Genomic DNA, 16,843 nt, shown 5'->3' on the forward strand with positions numbered 1-16,843 from the left:
TTTTAAATCAGCTCTTTTCTCTCAAAAATACCGGCATAGTCCCATCCTTTCACCAGCACCGTCCGCTGGTCCGACAGCCATTCGGCAAGTTTTACGCCCCTGCCTCCGGGAAGCTGCAGTTCCAAATCCAATTTCCGCCCCCAACGCCCGGATAAAGCTGTGCACGCAGCATAAAATTCTTGCAGATTGCCGCCGTCTTTTTCCCGCACCAACAGGTCCAAGTCTGAATCCTGGTGCAGGTAGGGAAGGCCGGTCAACGCTTCCATGGCCGCCGCCCCCGCCAGACCCAGCGAAATTCCAAGGGTCTCTCCCAGATCCCTCAACTCACCGAGGAGCCCGCGGAAAGCTTCCGGCCACCTCTCGTTTCGTTCAAACACCTGATAAGGGGAGAGAAGCGTATCCACGGAACTGAGAGGCACTGCGGAGGCAATACGAAAACGGCTCCCCGAATCCCGCAACCAGGAAGACCACCCCACCTGCAGCATCCCTTTTCCCGGATGGTCCTGTCTCCGGACAATCGCCGGTATGGGCCACTGGCCGCAGCGCCCCAAAATCAATTCTTCCAAATGGGGAATCCATGCTTCCCCACAGTCCTCCTTACTGTTGCCAAACGCATACAGCCTTCCGCTTCCATTGACAAAAACAAAATCATGCCGATTGATCTCTCTCACCGCTTCACCCACGTTCCATCCCTCTTAGGATTTTTTTGATAATTTTTCTGTGCCTCCACCAAAGAGTCCAAGAGCATCGTAGCTTCCGGTCCTTCCAAAATAATCCCTTGTTCCTGCCGTGCATCCGGAATCAGCTTTACCCGTGTCTTGCCGCCCGGCACAAAATTCTCGGATACCCGGACGATCCGGCTTTTTATCCGAAGGATACTCTTTGCCGCCCGCCGCGCCGTCAAGACATTCTCTACCCGGCAAGATAAAATCTGAGTCTCCCAGGAAACGCCTCCCTCTGCCGGAGCATGGGTGACCAGCCGTCCCTCGGAATTCAGGCAATGACTCCCCTTCCGGAAAGAGTCTCCCACCACCAGCGCGCCGACCGCCGGATAAACCACATCCGGTTCTTTGGGATGTTCTATCAGACGAATATCCGGCCTCAGCAAAATCCCGTCGAAAGCCAGCCAGCCAAATTCCTGACAGCCGTACAGGTCGTGGAGCTCCCAGCCTTTTTGCCCTTCCAAAATTTCCGACAGCCGTGAATCCAGGGGCGTCCCGGCAGCCAAAAGAATCATCCGTTTCGGCAGCAGGCCGCCAATGCCCAGCCGGAACGCGTCTTCCAGGGCGGCGCGGAGAAAGGAGGATTCCCCGACCGTCACCGTTACGTCTTCCCGGCACCAGGCCAAAAGAAGCGCCTCCCGGCTGGATCGCTCCAAAAACACCGGCCGAAGCTTTGCTTCTTCCAGCGCGCCGCGGGAAAAAACTGACACCAGAGGGGCATAAGTCACCAAAATCTTATCTCCCTTGGAAAGCGGCAGGCGGCGGAATACTTCCGCTGCCGCCTGCCGCCTGCCTTCCAGCTCCTCATAGACGACTCCCACCGGCGTTTGAAATGCGCTGGTCCCGGTGGTAAAGGCCATGTACGCATAATTTTTCGGGACATGGACCTCCTCCCGGACATGGGCGGCTGTTGGACCATCCATCCATTTTTGAGCCAGCGAACGCTGCTCCATCTCTGGAAAAGAAGGGGCGGTGCGGCAGAGCTGCTCCATTCGTTCCAGTTCTTTCAAAGAGGCTTTGTAACTTGTCTCCTCTTCCAAAGCTCTCCGATGGTTTTCATCTCCCATAGGCTTCCTTCCGCCAAGGACGGTACGAATCCGCGATTTCGGCGTATTCCTCCTCCATTTTTCGGATCACGCGGGAGCGCCAGACGCGGCCTCCCCGTTCGTTTCCCAGCGCTGCCCTCCCCATAGGACCCGTTTTTCCTTCCGCTTTCTGTTCCCGGACTTCCCCGATCTGCCGGATGACGCGGGGGCGGATCTCCTCCACCGAATCAATTATTTCTTCCACCCCACCGAGGCGGTAAAAGAAATCCGCGCCGGCGGCAAATACCGGATTTGTCTTTGACAGAGCTTCCAGCTGCTCAATATCCAGCTTGGTAATCCGAGAAATACTGCTGACCGGCATGACATGGATCATGGTGCCAAACCCAGGGTTCATAGCTAAGATCCGGTCCGCCTGCAGGCCGTGGCAGAGAAATGCCCCGCTGATGGCCCGCCCAATCACCACCGCAATCACCGGATGACCTGCCATCCTCGCTTCCGCCAGAGCCAGCTGATACGCTCCGGTGGCCTTGTTCATTCCGGCGATTTCCTCCAATTTTCCCGGCGCGTTTCCAGGCGTATCCACCAATAAAAGAAGCGGCCGTTTCTGAGACGCCGGCTTCTTACGGTCCGCCTCCCGTACGGCGTATACTGCAAGTGCCATCTTGTATGCTTCTTCCAGACCGATGACGCCAAAATAAACCACCGGAAATTTTTCGTTTATGGCCTGAGCGTCATTGGCCAGGACCGTCACCTCCTGGCCGTCCAAAAGGCCGCTACCCACAACAGCTCCCGGACCGAGATCAGCAGGAAAACGCTCTCCCGCCACCAAATTTTCCCGGAAACTTCCGGAATCCAACAGCCAGTCGATGGCTTCTCTTCCCTTTCCGATCAAACTTTCTGTCACTGCTCTCCCCTCCTTCTTCGAACCGCATGGGTCAAAAATTCCTCCACATCCATGTCTGGATACTCCTCGGCCATCGGATTTCCCATGGCCTTCCAGACGTCTCTGGCGTCCGACGGCGCCAAATCCGCCAGCCATTCTGCAACGTCCAGCTGCTCTTTCACCAGTGCCGGAGACCCGATCCTGCGGCACTTTTCCATTTCCTCATAGGGCTTTTCCAGGATGTCTCCGATCGCCTGACGGAATGCTTCGATGGAATCCGGAACCAGCACATTGCAGTCCCGCATCAAATACTTGTGCTTGCCGCCGGTCGTTCGGGAAATCAGCGATTTGTCCGCGGAGTCAAATTCTTCCTTTCCGATCTCCTGCTCGATCACCTCCGGACCGGTCAGCCCCAGACGTCCCTCCGGGCTCATGACAATGACATCCACGGCCGCCGCCACAAAACCCATGCCCCCAAAGCAGCCCACCTTGCTCCCGATCAAGCCCAGCACCGGCACCTTTCCCCGGCAGCACTGGATCTGATCCATGACTTCGGCGTGCGCCAATAAACCGGCGTTTGCCTCGTGGAGCCGCACCCCTCCGGTCTCAAAAGAAATGATTACCGCCGGACGGCAATCTTCCTGTGCGCCGTGGGATTTCCACTCTTCATATTCCGCAAGGGCCAACTGAAAAATCCCCACCATCTTTGCCCCGCCGACCTCTCCGACCGCGCCGCCGATGAAACGCCCTTCCTGAGAGATCACGAAAACCGGATGCTGCCGGACCATTCCTACCCCGGTTACGATCCCATCGTCAAAGGAAACCGCCTCGCCCAGCACCGGAAGGTGCGGACTCGTCAGCCGGTCCCTGGGCCCGGCCAATTCCTGAAAAGTTCCGGCATCGGTCAGCCCGGCCGCCCGCTCTCTGGCAGTTGCCCCAAGAAAACTTTGTCTGCTCATGTTTTCTCTCCTTCTCTTTCTAAAAATATTTCAGGAATACCTGCTTCTCTCAGCGCTTGTTTCAGGCGCAGGGACACCACAAATGGGGTCGCATTGTTGTCATTAATGGAGACCGCCAGATCTCCGATCTGATTTTCTTCCACAAAATCTTTGAGCACCGCTTCCCAAATGTACTCGAACCCATGTACCGGGGTGACCACCTGAACCGAGACCGCGCCAGCCTGTGCTTTTTGCTCCAGCAAAATTTCCAGGTCGCCGGAACCCACCACACCGGTATGGCTCCACTCTTTCTTTATGGTGCAACCCGTTTTCCCCGGAAACGTATAGGTCAACGTCTGTAATGCCATAACTTCCTCCTTTACCATGTTTTAAAACGGACCGGCGGATGGTATAGCCCCTTGGACCATTCCACCAGCTCCCGGATACTCTTTGCAGCCAGCAGACTTCGGTTGGCGTCGGAGACGTCGATCCCCAGATCTTCCGGCGTCTTTACGATTCCCCTCCGCCTCAGCTCTTTGGTCTTTTCTCTCTCTGCCTTTCTCCCCACCGGAGTATAGCCGGCCACTGCGCGGATGGCCGCGGTGCGTTCCTCCAAGCTCGTGCATTTGTGCAGGTAAGCGATTCCGGTCTCCGTCACGATATGGGTCAAGTCATCCCCGTAGATCATGACCGGAGGAATCGGCAGATGGGCCGTTTTCTGCAAGTTCCAGGCATCCAGCTCCTCCACAAAACCGGGGACCATCTTTTCCCGGAAGGTGTCCTGCATTTGGACCACCAGACGGCGTCCCCGCGGCATATGGCCAAGAGTCTCCCTCCGCATCCCGTCCTCCTCGCCGCATTTGAGCCAGGCCTCGCTTGCGTGGCGGCGCCCTCTGGCATCGCAGCCCATGTTGGGCGCCCCGCCGAAACCGGCGATCCGGCTGGCCGTGGCCGTTGAACTGTTTCCTTCTTCATCGATTTGAAGCGTGCTTCCGATAAACATATCGCAGGCATAATGGCCGGCGGTCTGACTCATTGCCCGGTTCGAGCGCAGCGTCCCGTCCGGTCCGACAAAAAAGATGTCCGGACGGTTCCTGATATATTCCTCCATGCCCAATTCCCCGCCGAAACAATGGATACCCGTAACCCATCCGGACTCGATGGCTGGAATCAGCGTGGGGTGGGGATTCAGGGCAAAATAGGAACAGATCTTTCCTTTCAGCCCTAATTGCTCTCCGTAAGTCGGAAGCAAAAGCTCAATGGCCGCCGTGTCAAACCCGATCCCATGGTTCAGGCGCTGGACTCCATACTCCGCGTAGATCCCCTTGATCGCCATCATGGCCCGCAGAATCTGCGCCTCCGTGATCAGTGCCGGGTCCCTGGTAAATAAAGGCTCCACATAGAACGGCCGCGGCGCCTCCACCACGTAGTCAATCCAGTCCCCCGGAATATCCACCCGCGGGAGCCGGTCCACCACCCGATTGACCTGGGCAATCACGATCCCCTGTTTAAAGTGGGTTGCCTCCACCACCACCGGTGTGTCCTCCGTGTTAAAACCGGTATACAAGTTTCCTTCCCGGTCTGCCTCCACCGCGGCCACCAGGGCGACACGAGGAATCAAATCCATAAAGTAGCGTCCGAATAATTCCAGATAGGTATGGATCGAACCCAATTCCATTTTCCCTTTTTGGACCAGTTCCGCCAACTTTGCTGCCTGGGGGCCGGAATAGGAGAAGTCAATTTTCTTTGCGATCCCCTTTTCCAGTAATTTGATGTGGCTGTCCATCGCCACAGCTGACTGAACCAGGTGAAGATCGCGGACCTTTTCCTGATTCACGCGGCAAAGTTTTTCGGCCAAAAAATCCGCTTGTTTTTGGTTGTTCCCCTCCAGACAAACCCGGTCTCCCGGACGAATGACCGCTTCCAGAAGGCGTCCGGTATCTTTCGCCGCCACCAGCTTCTTTTCTATCCGGTACGCATCCCCCTGTTTCAGGCGGCTTTCCCGGTCCTCTTTTAGACGACACCAATCCATATTTCTCTTATTCCTTTCCTGTATGTAGTCTCTTTCATTCCCTTTCGATGGCAAATATTTTCCCAAATCGAAACAGGCAGGGCTCAGACACTTCGTTGAGGCAGCCGCGCCGGAGATGGATCGAAAAGGGAAAAAAGAAAAAGAGGACAGTTTCCCCTTGTTTGGGATCCATCCTCTTACTCTCGTCATCATTCAATTTTAACGTCATCGAACCGCGCTTTTGTGCCGAGCCCGCGCTGTCAGATATTCATCACACCGAGTCCGCACCGCTCATGGCTGGACATTGGATGGATCGCCGACTCTCCAAACATGGCCACCGCCAGCCAATGCTGCTTTCGAATAATCGCCACCTTCAAAGCCAAATCCGTATCCGACGCCACATTGATAAACACCCCGCGTTTTGCTTCCTCACAGGCATGGAGCAGCGCATGCATCTCGTGGCCCAGCTTTTCAATCACGCCGCCGTTCAGGCTGGCGCCGATCACGGCCCGGTTGATTTTCTCCTGGAAATCCCGGCTGGACTTTCCGCCAACCTCCGTCACCACCAGCTTCCATCCCTCCTTGGCAAAGGAAGCTTTCACGGACTCTTCTTCTGCCAGCGTTCTGGTCAAAGCCAGCCGCATCGCGCGGTATCCGATTCCTTCCCAATAATTGCTTTCCATCTCCGGATGATTCATTCTCTGCCTCTCTTTCTCTCAAGCAATCCTTCCCATGGGAAATATGCCATGTCCCTCGATTCTGTTGCCCCGGCGATTTAGTGGGGCATGATGTTCTATAGGCCTGCTTTGCTTTAAATATCAGACTTCCGCCATTTTGCGTGTTCCGGGGCCGTCTCCTGTCTGACTGCATTATAACATGCCCCCATAAACCGGACAAGTCTTCTCCGTCCCGGATTTTATCCGACCAGTTTTTATCCGACCAGCCCGATCGTGGATACGAACACGCCTGCCACAATCGCGCTGGTGATCACGCCGCAGATGTTGGCCCCCATGGCTAACGGCAGCAGCATCGCAAAAGGATTTTCCTCCTCCGCCGCATGCTGCGCCAGCTTTGCGGTGGTCGGCACACAAGAAACCCCCGCAATGCCGATCACCGGGTTGAAGTCCCCCTTCTTTACCTTATAAAACAGCCAGCCGCCCAGCAGACCGCCGATCCCGGAGATCGTCAGCGCAAGAATCCCCAAAACCAAAATCACGATCACAACCGGATTCAAAATCGTGGACGCCTCACAGAGCGTTCCCAGCAGCAATCCCAGGAAGAAGGTCGACACGTAAGTGATGCCCTCCTCCAGCATTTTCTGGTAGGGGAGCACTTCCGCTTCCTTGACCGCCACCCCAACAAAAAAGGAAAAAATCAAAGGCGCAGCCATCGGCAGGAGCAGGCAGAGCACGCCGCAGGTGATCACGATAAAAATAAACTTCGTTTTCTGCGGTACGTCCGGCGGATATACCTCCACGTCGATCCCCCGGTACTTTTTCGGCACGATCAGACGGATCAGATACGGATAACCGCCGTAGGTCAGGCTCAGATACAGGTAGGCAATGATCGAAATCGGCACGAAGATTTCCGGGGAGAGCATCAGCGATGTAAACAGGACCATTGGTCCGTCCGCTCCCCCGATGGTGGCGATGGCCGCCGCCTGGCCGGCATCCAAATGAAACACCGAGACGCCGAGAATCAGTGCCGCGAAGCTACCAAGTTCCGCAAACAGCGCGATCGTGATGGAAGTCCAGGGCCGCGCCAGCAGAAAGCTGATCTCGCTCCTGGCTCCGATGCCCATGAAGACCAGGCAGGCGATCAGACCATTGCTGAAGGTCAGATTATAAATCGGCTGGAGGAAATTTACCTGGATCGCGTCGATAATCCCGGCGGCATCGCCGACCAGGGGATCCAGGAACAGGGTTCCGATTCCCCCGCCCTCCAGAAACATCTGTCCCGCGTTGACTGCGATCATGCCAATGCCCATGGGAATCATGATCAAGGGTTCCAGTTTGCGGGTAAAGCCCATATAAGCCAGGACAAATCCCAATGCAATTAGAAGCAGACGTGCGATTGCAATGGAAAGATCCGATTGAAAAAGGGTTCCGATCCCCGGAAAAAGCTGTGCTAGAAAATCCATGTTACTTCCCCTCCTTTTTCTTCTCCCGTTTCCGGAAAGCCCGATCCGTCGCCACGATGATGCCGATCACCAGATAGGACAAAACGATCGTCAGAAGATAAGCAAGGCCGCTGTAGGCTACAATATTCATTTACCCCTCCTAAAAGACAAAAAAAGGAAAGCGAATCTACACTCACTTTCCTCAAACTCTCAGTCGCTATGAAATTGATCAATTTCTCTTTTTCTCTCGAACTCTGGCTTTAGAGTAGCACACTCTTTTTTAAAATGCAAGCACTTTTTTTAACTCGATTGAGGCCGAATCATTTTTCACTAATCTCAATATTCCTGACGGAACCATCTAGCCTTGACAATAGCAAAAAACCGATTCGACTAGATGATGCGAAGAGAAGCCCAGAATGTAATTTATAGTTTTTATTTGAATAAGACTGTACACTCCATAGCAGATATGATACCATGAGAGTACTCATTTCAAACGGGAGGATGCGACATGACGGATCGAGAAATACTGGAATCTATGGCCGATATCATTCGGCCGGTTATTGATCGGCTGGATCAGCTTGAGGAATTGTTAAACAAGCTAGAAGCTGAGGTTAAAAAAATCAATGTAACGCTGGAAAAAGTGACGAACCACAGCATTCAGATTATCGCAGAGGGACAAGATAACATGCACTGTAGATTAGGCGCCCTGTTGGAATCCCCTCAAAATATGGCCGACAGGATTCGGCTTAATGAACTGGAAGGGAAAGTGAACCGCTTGCAAGCGGATGTTGATGAACTGAAAACAAAACTAGCGTAAATGATAAATACAGAGAGTGCAGAATCCTCTTCCATTTGGGAAGGGCTCTGCACTTTTCTCTTTTCGCTGGTTCATAGATACGGACTAAAACGATAATAATAGGTCGAAGTAGTTGGCTCATACAGTTGCTACCGCTTAATGGCTGGGCCGCCGGAAAATACTAGATATCAGGGACATGTCCAATAACGTTTCCGCATCCTGCAATCTCGAAATGCAATCGCAAGGAAGCCTAAACTCCCCTGCACTCCGCTTGGACAAAATTCCCTGTTCCGCATCTATTTTTTATTACGCTCCTCCGTCGCTCCATAAAAAAGGGCGGGAAGTCCGAACTCCACGTTGCTCCGTTTGGACAAAAATATCTGCTTCGCAGCTATTTTTTATTTCTGATAACAGTTTCCTGTGCTATAATAAAAATAGAAAATAACAAAGCGCAGAGGCCCCAAAGGGGCGGACCTACGCATCCATAGAGGAGCGTTTTTTGACACAAGTTTCTAGCACCATTCCGCCTCGGAGGTGACCAATATGGATTTCAACCAAAACCCAGAATGGAAAGACAGCACGCGGACACCGGAATTGGATCCGGACGCCACATCCGGCGCAGCCACCCCCTCAGCCAATTCCAGCAGTACCGAATCACCGGACGCGCCTTTCTCTGATACCGTCCCAAATCCCTCAACCGCTCCCAATCCCTGGCGCGCTCCCTTCGACATGATCTTAGGGGGGCTGGTCCTGACATTTTTCAACCTGAGTTCCGGTCTCATTTCCCATTTCTTTACCGTCACCGGATATCTTCTCTTAATTTTCGGTTTCCGCCGCCTGGGTCGGATCAATCCACACCTTCGCAGGGGGGAAATTCTCGCCGCCTTTTTACTCGTCTGGCATACGTTCTGGATCATTGCCGCCGCCACGCCGTTCTCTTCTATTCCAGAAGGATACCTCCTCGCGCCCATCCTGGGAGCCGCCGCTCAGCTTGCGCTGCTTTGGGAATTCCGCCAGGGCTTGCTGGAAGTATACCGCGCAGCCGGGCAGATTCCCACCAGAGATCCGCTTCGCGGGGCGTTGATTCTATTTTGTCTGCCGCTGGCACTTACTTTCTTTGGCTGGGTCATGCAAGGATGGGCCGCCTTGATCTATGCCGGTTTTTATATCGCGGTTCTCCGCTCCCTGTCTAAACTCGGCGATGAACTGGCTCAAATCGAAAACCCGTTTAAAGAAGCGCCGGTAAAAATCCAAGGTGCGGTTTTGGGTATCAGCTATCTGGGGGGCTGCGCAATCCTCCTTGTTCTTTGTTGTTTCTATTTCAATCATTCGCTTCCGGCTGCTTCCGCTTTTTTGCCCGCAAATTCTCCCGGTGTTTTAAGTTCCTTGTCTGCTCTGGGAATCCCCTCGGACATTGTTTCGGATCTTGCCCCGGAGGATGCGGCCCTCCTGGCCAAAGCGTTCTGCGCAAAAGTAGAAAAAGAGACGTTGATATTCTACGACGACAATACCTCTTCCCGGCGCAGCAAAAAGGATGACTCCCCTCAGCTTCAGACAACGACAATCTTTGCCCTATGCCCCGATCACACTCTATACGTATTGGAGCATTTCCGTCTGGAACAGGGAAACGCTTACTGGCAGGACGGCTTTTCCCTGAGGGGTGGAAACGATTTCTCCCTGAGGAGCGGGCTACTGCTCTACGACAACGGACAGGCAAGCTATGGTATGCCGGTTCCCCGTCTCAAACAAGAAGGGTTCACCTCGTCCTCCTGGATGGGTGAGATCTACACCGAAACGATTACCGGCGCCGTCAATTATCCTCTGGGGGCGGAAAATCAGCGAGGATATATTCTCTATCAGGAACTTTTGTCCGGCGAGAGACCTTATACGGATCTCAGCATGTATTTCGCCCATTTTACTAACCCTTTCCGTTTTCCCTATGAGAACACCGAGGACCGCATCCGGAGCGGCGAACTTACCTCCGACCGGCAAAGACAGCTATTTTTAAATTTTGAATCCCCCGCACTGCCCTGATTTTTTGCCCACTCCCTGATTATGAAAATCCATCCGTCTCTATGTCCGCCGGCTCTCCGCCAGCGCAATCCAGTGCTGCATGGCGGGCGACCGGTATTTCTGCTTGTGATAGATCAGGCAGACCGTATTCTGAAAAGAAAAATCCGCAAGGGTTATCCTGGCTAACCCTTACTTTTTCAGCTCAGCCTCCGCTACCTTTTCGGGCAGTATCGTAACCCCTAGTCCGCAGCGGGCCGCCTCCAACAGCGCTGTCTCGGAAGCGCTCTCCCAGGCCGGCTCGACGCTGCGTTCTTGACTGACGAAGAGATTCAAAAAGCCATTGCCGCCTATTATGCTCTGGTGACCTTCCTCGACAGCCCGGTGTGCGTAGTTCTCACCGCCCTGCGGGAGGCTGGTCTGACGGAGAATATCAGGATTTTATATCTGGACGATCACGGAGATTCCGCTGGGGAACACGGTCTGTTTTTCAAGTCTACGATGAACGAGGGGTCCGTCCGCATCCCCCTGATCGCTGCGGGCCCCGGTATCCCTTGCGCAAAGGGGATTATAAATTGATCCGGTATATGGGTTATGAGCAGTGCCAGTTGTTTGATCTGGGAAAGGATCCGGAAGAAAATTACGATCTGGGGAGTCTTTTGAAATACCGCCCTGTGGCGGCGAAACTAAACCGGGATCTGGAAAAAATCTGCGATCCGGAAGCTCTCAATGAAGCTTCCCAAAAAGCCCAGCAGGAACTGATTGAATCCAAAGGAGGGTTTCCGGCCGTGCTGGCAAAAGGTCTGACCCCTTACTCCGCTGTTCCCAAGGGTCTGGGAATCGGACCGCATGGAGAGGAAACAGAAAATGCCTGATGGAACACCCATTATCCCCCGATACGGTGGGGCGAATCCAGGACAAACTGAATAAACGTATCCACCACAGGCACATGCCGCGCCGCCTCTGCCACCGCCAGATAGACATACCGGGACAAGCGCGGCTCGATCTCCACCACTTGGACGTTCTTCCCGCCATATTTGCCGGCGCTGTTCCTCGTGACCAACGTAGCGGCAAACCCATTGGCTACCAGGCTGATGTTGGTCAGGATATGAGTGTTTTTGGTGATCCTGGTACGGAAAAACGCTTCTCCCCTCTTGGCGGTGTCCAATGTATCGTTTCTCAGCATTTCCTTTAACAGGCTGCTGTCCCCTTCCCGGATACTGATTTCCACCTCCGGGAATTTTTTCTGGTAGGAGGAAACCAGATCCGTCAGCAGATACAAAGAGCTGCATTGGGCCAATCCCACGGAAATGCTGCCTTCGCCGCTGTCCTGGAAAATGCGGAAGGATTTTTTCATCCGCTCCTCCTGGGATAGCATCTGCCTGGCATATTCCAGAAAAATCTCCCCTTCCTTTGTGATCATGACGCCCTTCTTTGTTCTTCCGAAAATCCGGATCCCAAGTTCTGCCTCCAGTTTCCCAATCTGCACGGAAATGACTGATTGGGAGACATAGCAGGCTTCCTCCGCCCACGCTCCGCTGCCGGCCCCCGCAATCCCGCCGGTCTGCAAACCGCTTTATCGGGCTTTGGTCGAAAAAGAAATCCTGGCTGAAGAAAGACCACTTTTCATTATCAAACATGACACATAGATGTCGTCATTCCATGTTATAATAAAAATGTCCTGAAAAAGGAGAAAACGCGGCTCGCCGCCGCAGAATAGAGGATCATATGAGCGAATTTGAACAGTTGGGATGGGTCACGGTCGGCCCGGAGAATATTGACAAAGAACATATCTGCTGTGCCATCACTGATAAAAAAGGCGAGACCTGCGTCTCGTCGAAAAAAGCATGGATGAAGGAGCGTTTCACGGACGGGCTTGTCTTTCTCCGCCTGAATGCCAGGGGAAAGGCCTTCATCGAATACATCCCAGCTGAAAACGCCTGGTGCCCGATTGAGGCGGACGGCTACCTGCACATCAACTGCTTCTGGGTGTCCGGAAAATTTCAAGGCCATGGGATTGCGGGACAGCTTCTTGAAAAATGTATCGAGGATGCGAAAACCAAAGGAAAACTCGGCCTGACTGTGATTGCCTCGGAAAAGAAAAAACCATTCCTCTCCGACCCTGGATACCTGAAACGCCATGGTTTTCTGGCGGCGGACACAGCGTCCCCTTATTTCGTGCTCTACTATCTGCCTTTCACAGAGAACGCGCCGGCGCCGAAATTCAAAGAATGCGCAAAGTACGGGAAGGTGGAAGAACCCGGTATGGTTCTCTACTACACCAACCAGTGCCCTCATACGGACAAGTACGCGCCTTTCATCGGGGAAGTTGCCAAAAAACGGGGAGCCGCCTTTACGCTGCACAAAATTGAGACAATCAAAGAGGCTCAAAACGCTCCGACGCCGTTTCCCACGTACAGCTTCTTTTATGAGGGGGAATTCGTCACCAACGAAATTTTCAGCGAGAAAAAATTTTTACAATTTTTAGAGAGCCATGGCCTTTAGGCCGTCCAGCCATTGACTTTTCAAATCGATTCCATTATAATGAAATTCCAAAACCGTGTCATACGCGGATGTGGATTTTTCTAGCGTCAATCCCTTGACCAGCTACTTTTCGCCACACAGCTACCCTGGTAACTGTGTGGTTTTTTTATTGTCAAAAAGTTCAAAGAAAGAGGTGTCCCCATTGGATCAAACATTTATGAAGGAAAAATCCATCCTGCCGCTGGTTATCACCATGGCGATTCCCATGAGCATATCCATGCTGGTCAGCTCCCTTTACAATATCGTAGACAGTTTTTTTGTCGCCCAGATCAGCGAAAATGCCATGACCGCCCTCTCCTTCGTCTACCCGGTCCAAAACCTAGTAAACGCGGTTTCGGTTGGCTTTGGCATCGGCATAAACGCCTCGGTGGCCTATTATCTCGGCGCTCAAAATCCGGACCGTGCCAATGCGTCCGCCGCCTATGGAATCCTGCTGAACAGCCTGCATGGACTTATCCTGACCGTCGTCTGCCTTGCCGCCATGCCCGGCTTTCTGCGCCTTTTCACGTCCGACGGGGACGTGATCGGCCTCGGCCTCCAGTATTCCAATATTACTCTTTTGTTTACGGTTCCGATTATGATTTCCATTTCCTTTGAAAAAATCTTTCAATCGGTGGGAAGAATGACTGTCTCCATGTTCAGCATGATCTGCGGCTGTGTGGCTAATATTATCTTGGACCCGCTCCTTATCTTCGGCATCGGCCCCTTTCCCGCATGGGGAATAAAGGGCGCGGCCATCGCCACCGGATTGGGCCAGACCCTTTCCTTGGTAATTTATATTATCATTTTCATCCGCAGGCCGATCCCTGTCAAATTCCGGCTGCACTGCCCTGGTTCCAAAAAGATGCTGCTTTTCCGGCTCTATGCCGTCGGAATCCCGGCCACCCTGAACATGGCCCTGCCGTCGCTACTGGTCTCGGTGCTGAATTCCTTCCTCGCCGCGTTTTCACAATCCTACGTCCTCATTCTCGGCGCTTACTATAAGCTGCAGACGTTCCTGTACCTGACGGCCAACGGCGTTGTTCAGGGGATGCGGCCTCTGATCAGCTATAACTACGGCGCTGGGGAATACCGGCGCGTCCGCAAAATATTTCAGACCGGGCTCTTTTTGATCTCAGCCATCCTGTTGTTTGGCACCATCCTCTGCCAGATCATTCCGGGAAGACTGATGGGGCTGTTCACGGAAAATGAAGCCACCATCTCCGAGGGAGCCATTGCTCTGCGCATCATCAGCCTGGGGTTCTTTGCTTCCTCTTTGTCTGTCGCCGCCTCCGGAACGCTGGAGGGGTTGGGGAAAGGCCTGCCTTCGCTGGTCATCTCGCTGTTGCGCTATGCGCTCCTAATCCTTCCCTGCGCCTTTTTCCTCAGCCGGGTTTTGGGTGTGGAAGGGATCTGGCACGCATTTTGGATCACGGAAGCCGTGGCAGCCGCGGCCTCCCTAACGCTCTATCTATCCGCCATGCGTACCACCTCCAGAAGGCCGGAAATCTGATCTGCATTTCCACAAGCAGCGGTATTTGGCATCACTTTTTCCACATACGAAAGCCTTTTATCCCTATCCGATGGGGACGAAAGGCTTTTTTGTGATATAAAACGCTCCGCTGAAGATGCACAGGGTCTGCCCCTGGGGTACGCAAATGCAAAAGAAGATGTCGCTGACGCGACACATTTGCTGCGCAGAATTTCGCTGAGAGAAATCTCTTTTCATTTAAAAGGGATTGACAAATGCACTTACCCTAACTATAATGTACTTATTCAATAAGTACATTATAGTTAGGCAGGAGGGCCCCCTGTGGAAATTATAATCAGCAGTAACACCAGCAAGCCGATCTATGAGCAGATTACTTCACAGATCAAGGCCATGATCATGAGTGGTGAACTGCGCACCGGCGATCCCATCCCTTCGATGCGGGCGCTGGCAAAATCCATTCATGTCAGTGTCATTACGGTTCAAAAAGCATATGAAGATTTACAGAGAGACGGATTTATCGAGACAACCGTCGGACGCGGCAGTTTTGTCTCGGCTCAAAACAAGAACTTTTACCAGGAAGAACAGCAGCGCCAGGCGGAAGAGCATTTGCAGGAAGCCGCCGGCATTGCCCGCGCCAGCGGGATCCCGCTGAGCAAGTTGGTGGAACTCTTAACGATGTTCTATCAGGAGGAGGAATAACGATGGATGCCATTTTACAGGTGGACGGCTTGACGAAGCATTATCCGGATTTTATGCTGGATCACGTTTCCTTTTCTATCCCGAAAGGCGCTATCATGGGATTGATCGGTGAAAATGGAGCAGGAAAAAGCACTACCATCAAGGCCATTCTGGATCTGATTCGCAAAGAAGAAGGTACGGTAACTTTTTGGGGGCAAGAACTGCGCTCCGATGCCAAACAGCTGAAGGAAGAGATCGGTGTCGTTTTCGACGGAGTGAATTTCTATGAAACGCTGACGCCGGAGCAGATCGGTAAAATTTCGAATTCCGCTTACACGCAGTGGGATCCGCCGGTTTATCAGGATTATCTGAAGCGTTTTCAGCTTCCCGCCCGGAAAGAGATCAAGACATTTTCCAAAGGAATGAAAATGAAACTGTGCATTGCCATCGCGCTTTCCCACCACCCGAAGCTTCTGATTCTGGACGAAGCCACCAGCGGCCTGGATCCGGTGATGCGGGACGACATTTTGGAAGTGTTTCTGGACTTTGTGCAGGATGAGAACCATTCGATTCTCATGTCCTCTCACATCACCACGGATCTGGAAAAAATCGCGGATTATATTACATTTATCCATCATGGAAAAGTTCTCTTCTGCAAGCCCAAAGATGAACTCCGCTATCAATATGGTATCATCCGGTGCGGCAGCGCCGCCTTTGACGCCATCGACAAGACAGAAATCCTGGCCTGCCGGAAATCCGATTATCAGTGGGACGTCTTGGTGGCGGATAAAGAAAAGGCAAAAAGAAAATATAAGAATACTGTTGTGGATGATGCTTCAATCGATGATATTCTTCTTCTCTATGTAAAGGGGGAATCCGTATCATGAAGAGTTTGATCCAAAAAGATTTGTACAATATCGGCCACAATATGAAAGCAATGGCCTTGCTCCTGCTTGTTTTTGCCGTGATTCTTATCCCGTTTTCCGGCCCGCAGACCTATGTCATCGCCTGTACCGTCCTGTGCAGCATCATGATCACCACCACGTTCAGCTTTGACGACCAGTGCAAATGGAACAAATACGCCATGGTGATGCCGATTTCGAAAAAAGACTTGGTGGGCGGAAAATTTATTGTTCTGCTGATTTTCTGCTTAGTAGGCGTCGTCAGCGGTTTTCTCATCGGTCTGGCCGGCGGAGTAATCACCCACAAACTATCCTTTCAGGCGGACGGCATTTTGACTTTGCTCCTTACATCCCTTGCCGGACTTGCCATCGCTGAGATTATGGGGAGTATTTCCATCCCTCTGGTATTCAAATTCGGAGCGGAGAAAGCGCGGATGCTGCTGTTAGTCTCAGTTTTGATTCCCATGGCCCTGTTTTACGGGGTATTCTGGCTGATCCGGACGCTGGGCGGAACTACGGAAGACCAGGCGGTTCTGATCCTGCTCTACAGCGCTCCGGTTGTTGCGATTCTGTGCAATATAGCTATGTATGGAATCAGCCTTCGGATATTTTCGAATCAAGAGTTATAGAAGAGATCTCGCCCTGCAATCTTCCCAGCCGCAAATATGTTGCGTCAGCGACATCTTCCTTTCCATTTGCGAACCTCAGAGGGCAGATCTTGCG

Annotated in this window: 19 protein-coding genes; 9 read left to right on the top strand and 10 right to left on the bottom strand. The window is 52.8% G+C overall.

Translation table 11 applies throughout. From position 1 onward, the window contains the following. Positions 1 to 2: 2 nt before the first annotated feature. From mdcG to MUB23_RS19665, 9 genes are all read right to left on the bottom strand, one after another. Positions 3 to 683: a malonate decarboxylase holo-[acyl-carrier-protein] synthase gene (gene mdcG, locus MUB23_RS06535; RefSeq protein WP_244799571.1), complete on the bottom strand. Its 681-nt coding sequence runs from the start codon at positions 681 to 683 to the stop codon at positions 3 to 5. Next, positions 668 to 1,789: an acyl carrier protein gene (locus MUB23_RS06540; protein ID WP_244799572.1), complete on the bottom strand. Its 1,122-nt coding sequence runs from the start codon at positions 1,787 to 1,789 to the stop codon at positions 668 to 670. The genes mdcG and MUB23_RS06540 overlap by 16 nt, the downstream gene beginning before the upstream one ends. Further along, the gene (gene mdcE, locus MUB23_RS06545; protein ID WP_244799573.1) at positions 1,779 to 2,672 is read right to left on the bottom strand and encodes a biotin-independent malonate decarboxylase subunit gamma; all 894 of its coding nucleotides are present in this window, start codon (positions 2,670 to 2,672) and stop codon (positions 1,779 to 1,781) included. Before mdcE ends, MUB23_RS06540 begins: the two co-directional genes overlap by 11 nt. After that, positions 2,669 to 3,610 carry a biotin-independent malonate decarboxylase subunit beta gene (locus MUB23_RS06550; protein WP_244799574.1) on the bottom strand — a complete coding sequence of 314 codons (942 nt, stop codon included), beginning with the start codon at positions 3,608 to 3,610 and terminating at the stop codon, positions 2,669 to 2,671. Before MUB23_RS06550 ends, mdcE begins: the two co-directional genes overlap by 4 nt. Next, the gene (gene mdcC / locus MUB23_RS06555; RefSeq protein ID WP_244799575.1) at positions 3,607 to 3,957 is read right to left on the bottom strand and encodes a malonate decarboxylase acyl carrier protein; all 351 of its coding nucleotides are present in this window, start codon (positions 3,955 to 3,957) and stop codon (positions 3,607 to 3,609) included. Before mdcC ends, MUB23_RS06550 begins: the two co-directional genes overlap by 4 nt. 11 nt (positions 3,958 to 3,968) lie before the next feature. Continuing rightward, positions 3,969 to 5,621 (bottom strand): malonate decarboxylase subunit alpha, encoded by a 1,653-nt coding sequence (gene mdcA, locus MUB23_RS06560; RefSeq protein ID WP_244799576.1) that lies wholly within the window; start codon positions 5,619 to 5,621, stop codon positions 3,969 to 3,971. Between the two features lie 239 nt (positions 5,622 to 5,860). Beyond that, positions 5,861 to 6,298 carry a HutP family protein gene (locus tag MUB23_RS06565; RefSeq protein WP_244799577.1) on the bottom strand — a complete coding sequence of 146 codons (438 nt, stop codon included), beginning with the start codon at positions 6,296 to 6,298 and terminating at the stop codon, positions 5,861 to 5,863. Positions 6,299 to 6,531: 233 nt separating this feature from the next. Beyond that, positions 6,532 to 7,740 carry a Na+-transporting malonate decarboxylase, carboxybiotin decarboxylase subunit gene (madB, locus tag MUB23_RS06570; protein WP_244799578.1) on the bottom strand — a complete coding sequence of 403 codons (1,209 nt, stop codon included), beginning with the start codon at positions 7,738 to 7,740 and terminating at the stop codon, positions 6,532 to 6,534. 1 nt (position 7,741) lies between these two features. Beyond that, positions 7,742 to 7,870, bottom strand: a complete 129-nt coding sequence (locus MUB23_RS19665; RefSeq protein ID WP_280515679.1) for a hypothetical protein — start codon at positions 7,868 to 7,870, stop codon at positions 7,742 to 7,744. 357 nt (positions 7,871 to 8,227) lie between these two features. On the opposite strand from MUB23_RS19665, the gene MUB23_RS06575 reads away from it, so the two are divergent. From MUB23_RS06575 to MUB23_RS06590, 4 genes are all read left to right on the top strand, one after another. Further along, positions 8,228 to 8,536 (top strand): hypothetical protein, encoded by a 309-nt coding sequence (locus MUB23_RS06575; RefSeq protein WP_244799579.1) that lies wholly within the window; start codon positions 8,228 to 8,230, stop codon positions 8,534 to 8,536. Positions 8,537 to 9,058: 522 nt separating this feature from the next. Next, complete coding sequence (locus MUB23_RS06580; RefSeq protein ID WP_244799580.1) at positions 9,059 to 10,549, top strand: hypothetical protein; 1,491 nt, start codon at positions 9,059 to 9,061, stop codon at positions 10,547 to 10,549. Positions 10,550 to 10,840: 291 nt separating this feature from the next. Continuing rightward, positions 10,841 to 11,104: a sulfatase-like hydrolase/transferase gene (locus MUB23_RS06585; RefSeq protein WP_244799581.1), complete on the top strand. Its 264-nt coding sequence runs from the start codon at positions 10,841 to 10,843 to the stop codon at positions 11,102 to 11,104. Continuing rightward, on the top strand, positions 11,101 to 11,400 hold the full coding sequence (locus MUB23_RS06590) for a hypothetical protein (protein ID WP_244799582.1): 300 nt from the start codon (positions 11,101 to 11,103) through the stop codon (positions 11,398 to 11,400). Before MUB23_RS06585 ends, MUB23_RS06590 begins: the two co-directional genes overlap by 4 nt. A gap of 11 nt (positions 11,401 to 11,411) precedes the next feature. Here MUB23_RS06590 and MUB23_RS06595 read toward each other — a convergent pair whose 3' ends face one another. Continuing rightward, positions 11,412 to 12,095, bottom strand: coding sequence for a LysR family transcriptional regulator (locus tag MUB23_RS06595; RefSeq protein WP_244799583.1), 684 nt, complete (start codon positions 12,093 to 12,095; stop codon positions 11,412 to 11,414). Between the two features lie 158 nt (positions 12,096 to 12,253). On the opposite strand from MUB23_RS06595, the gene MUB23_RS06600 reads away from it, so the two are divergent. The 5 genes from MUB23_RS06600 to MUB23_RS06620 all read left to right on the top strand — a co-directional run bounded on the left by MUB23_RS06600 (position 12,254) and on the right by MUB23_RS06620 (position 16,749). Next, the gene (locus tag MUB23_RS06600) at positions 12,254 to 13,030 is read left to right on the top strand and encodes a GNAT family N-acetyltransferase (protein WP_244799584.1); all 777 of its coding nucleotides are present in this window, start codon (positions 12,254 to 12,256) and stop codon (positions 13,028 to 13,030) included. A 181-nt stretch (positions 13,031 to 13,211) separates the two neighbouring features. Beyond that, on the top strand, positions 13,212 to 14,561 hold the full coding sequence (locus MUB23_RS06605; protein ID WP_244799585.1) for an MATE family efflux transporter: 1,350 nt from the start codon (positions 13,212 to 13,214) through the stop codon (positions 14,559 to 14,561). A gap of 300 nt (positions 14,562 to 14,861) precedes the next feature. Beyond that, entirely contained in the window at positions 14,862 to 15,239 is a 378-nt protein-coding gene (locus tag MUB23_RS06610; protein ID WP_244799586.1) for a GntR family transcriptional regulator, read from the top strand. Positions 15,240 to 15,241: 2 nt separating this feature from the next. Beyond that, the gene (locus tag MUB23_RS06615) at positions 15,242 to 16,105 is read left to right on the top strand and encodes an ABC transporter ATP-binding protein (RefSeq protein WP_244799587.1); all 864 of its coding nucleotides are present in this window, start codon (positions 15,242 to 15,244) and stop codon (positions 16,103 to 16,105) included. Beyond that, on the top strand, positions 16,102 to 16,749 hold the full coding sequence (locus MUB23_RS06620; protein ID WP_244799588.1) for an ABC-2 transporter permease: 648 nt from the start codon (positions 16,102 to 16,104) through the stop codon (positions 16,747 to 16,749). The genes MUB23_RS06615 and MUB23_RS06620 overlap by 4 nt, the downstream gene beginning before the upstream one ends. Positions 16,750 to 16,843 lie beyond the last annotated feature (94 nt).

The organism is Cuneatibacter sp. NSJ-177, assembly GCF_022867805.1.
Taxonomy (GTDB): Bacteria; Bacillota; Clostridia; order Lachnospirales; family Lachnospiraceae; genus Pseudolachnospira.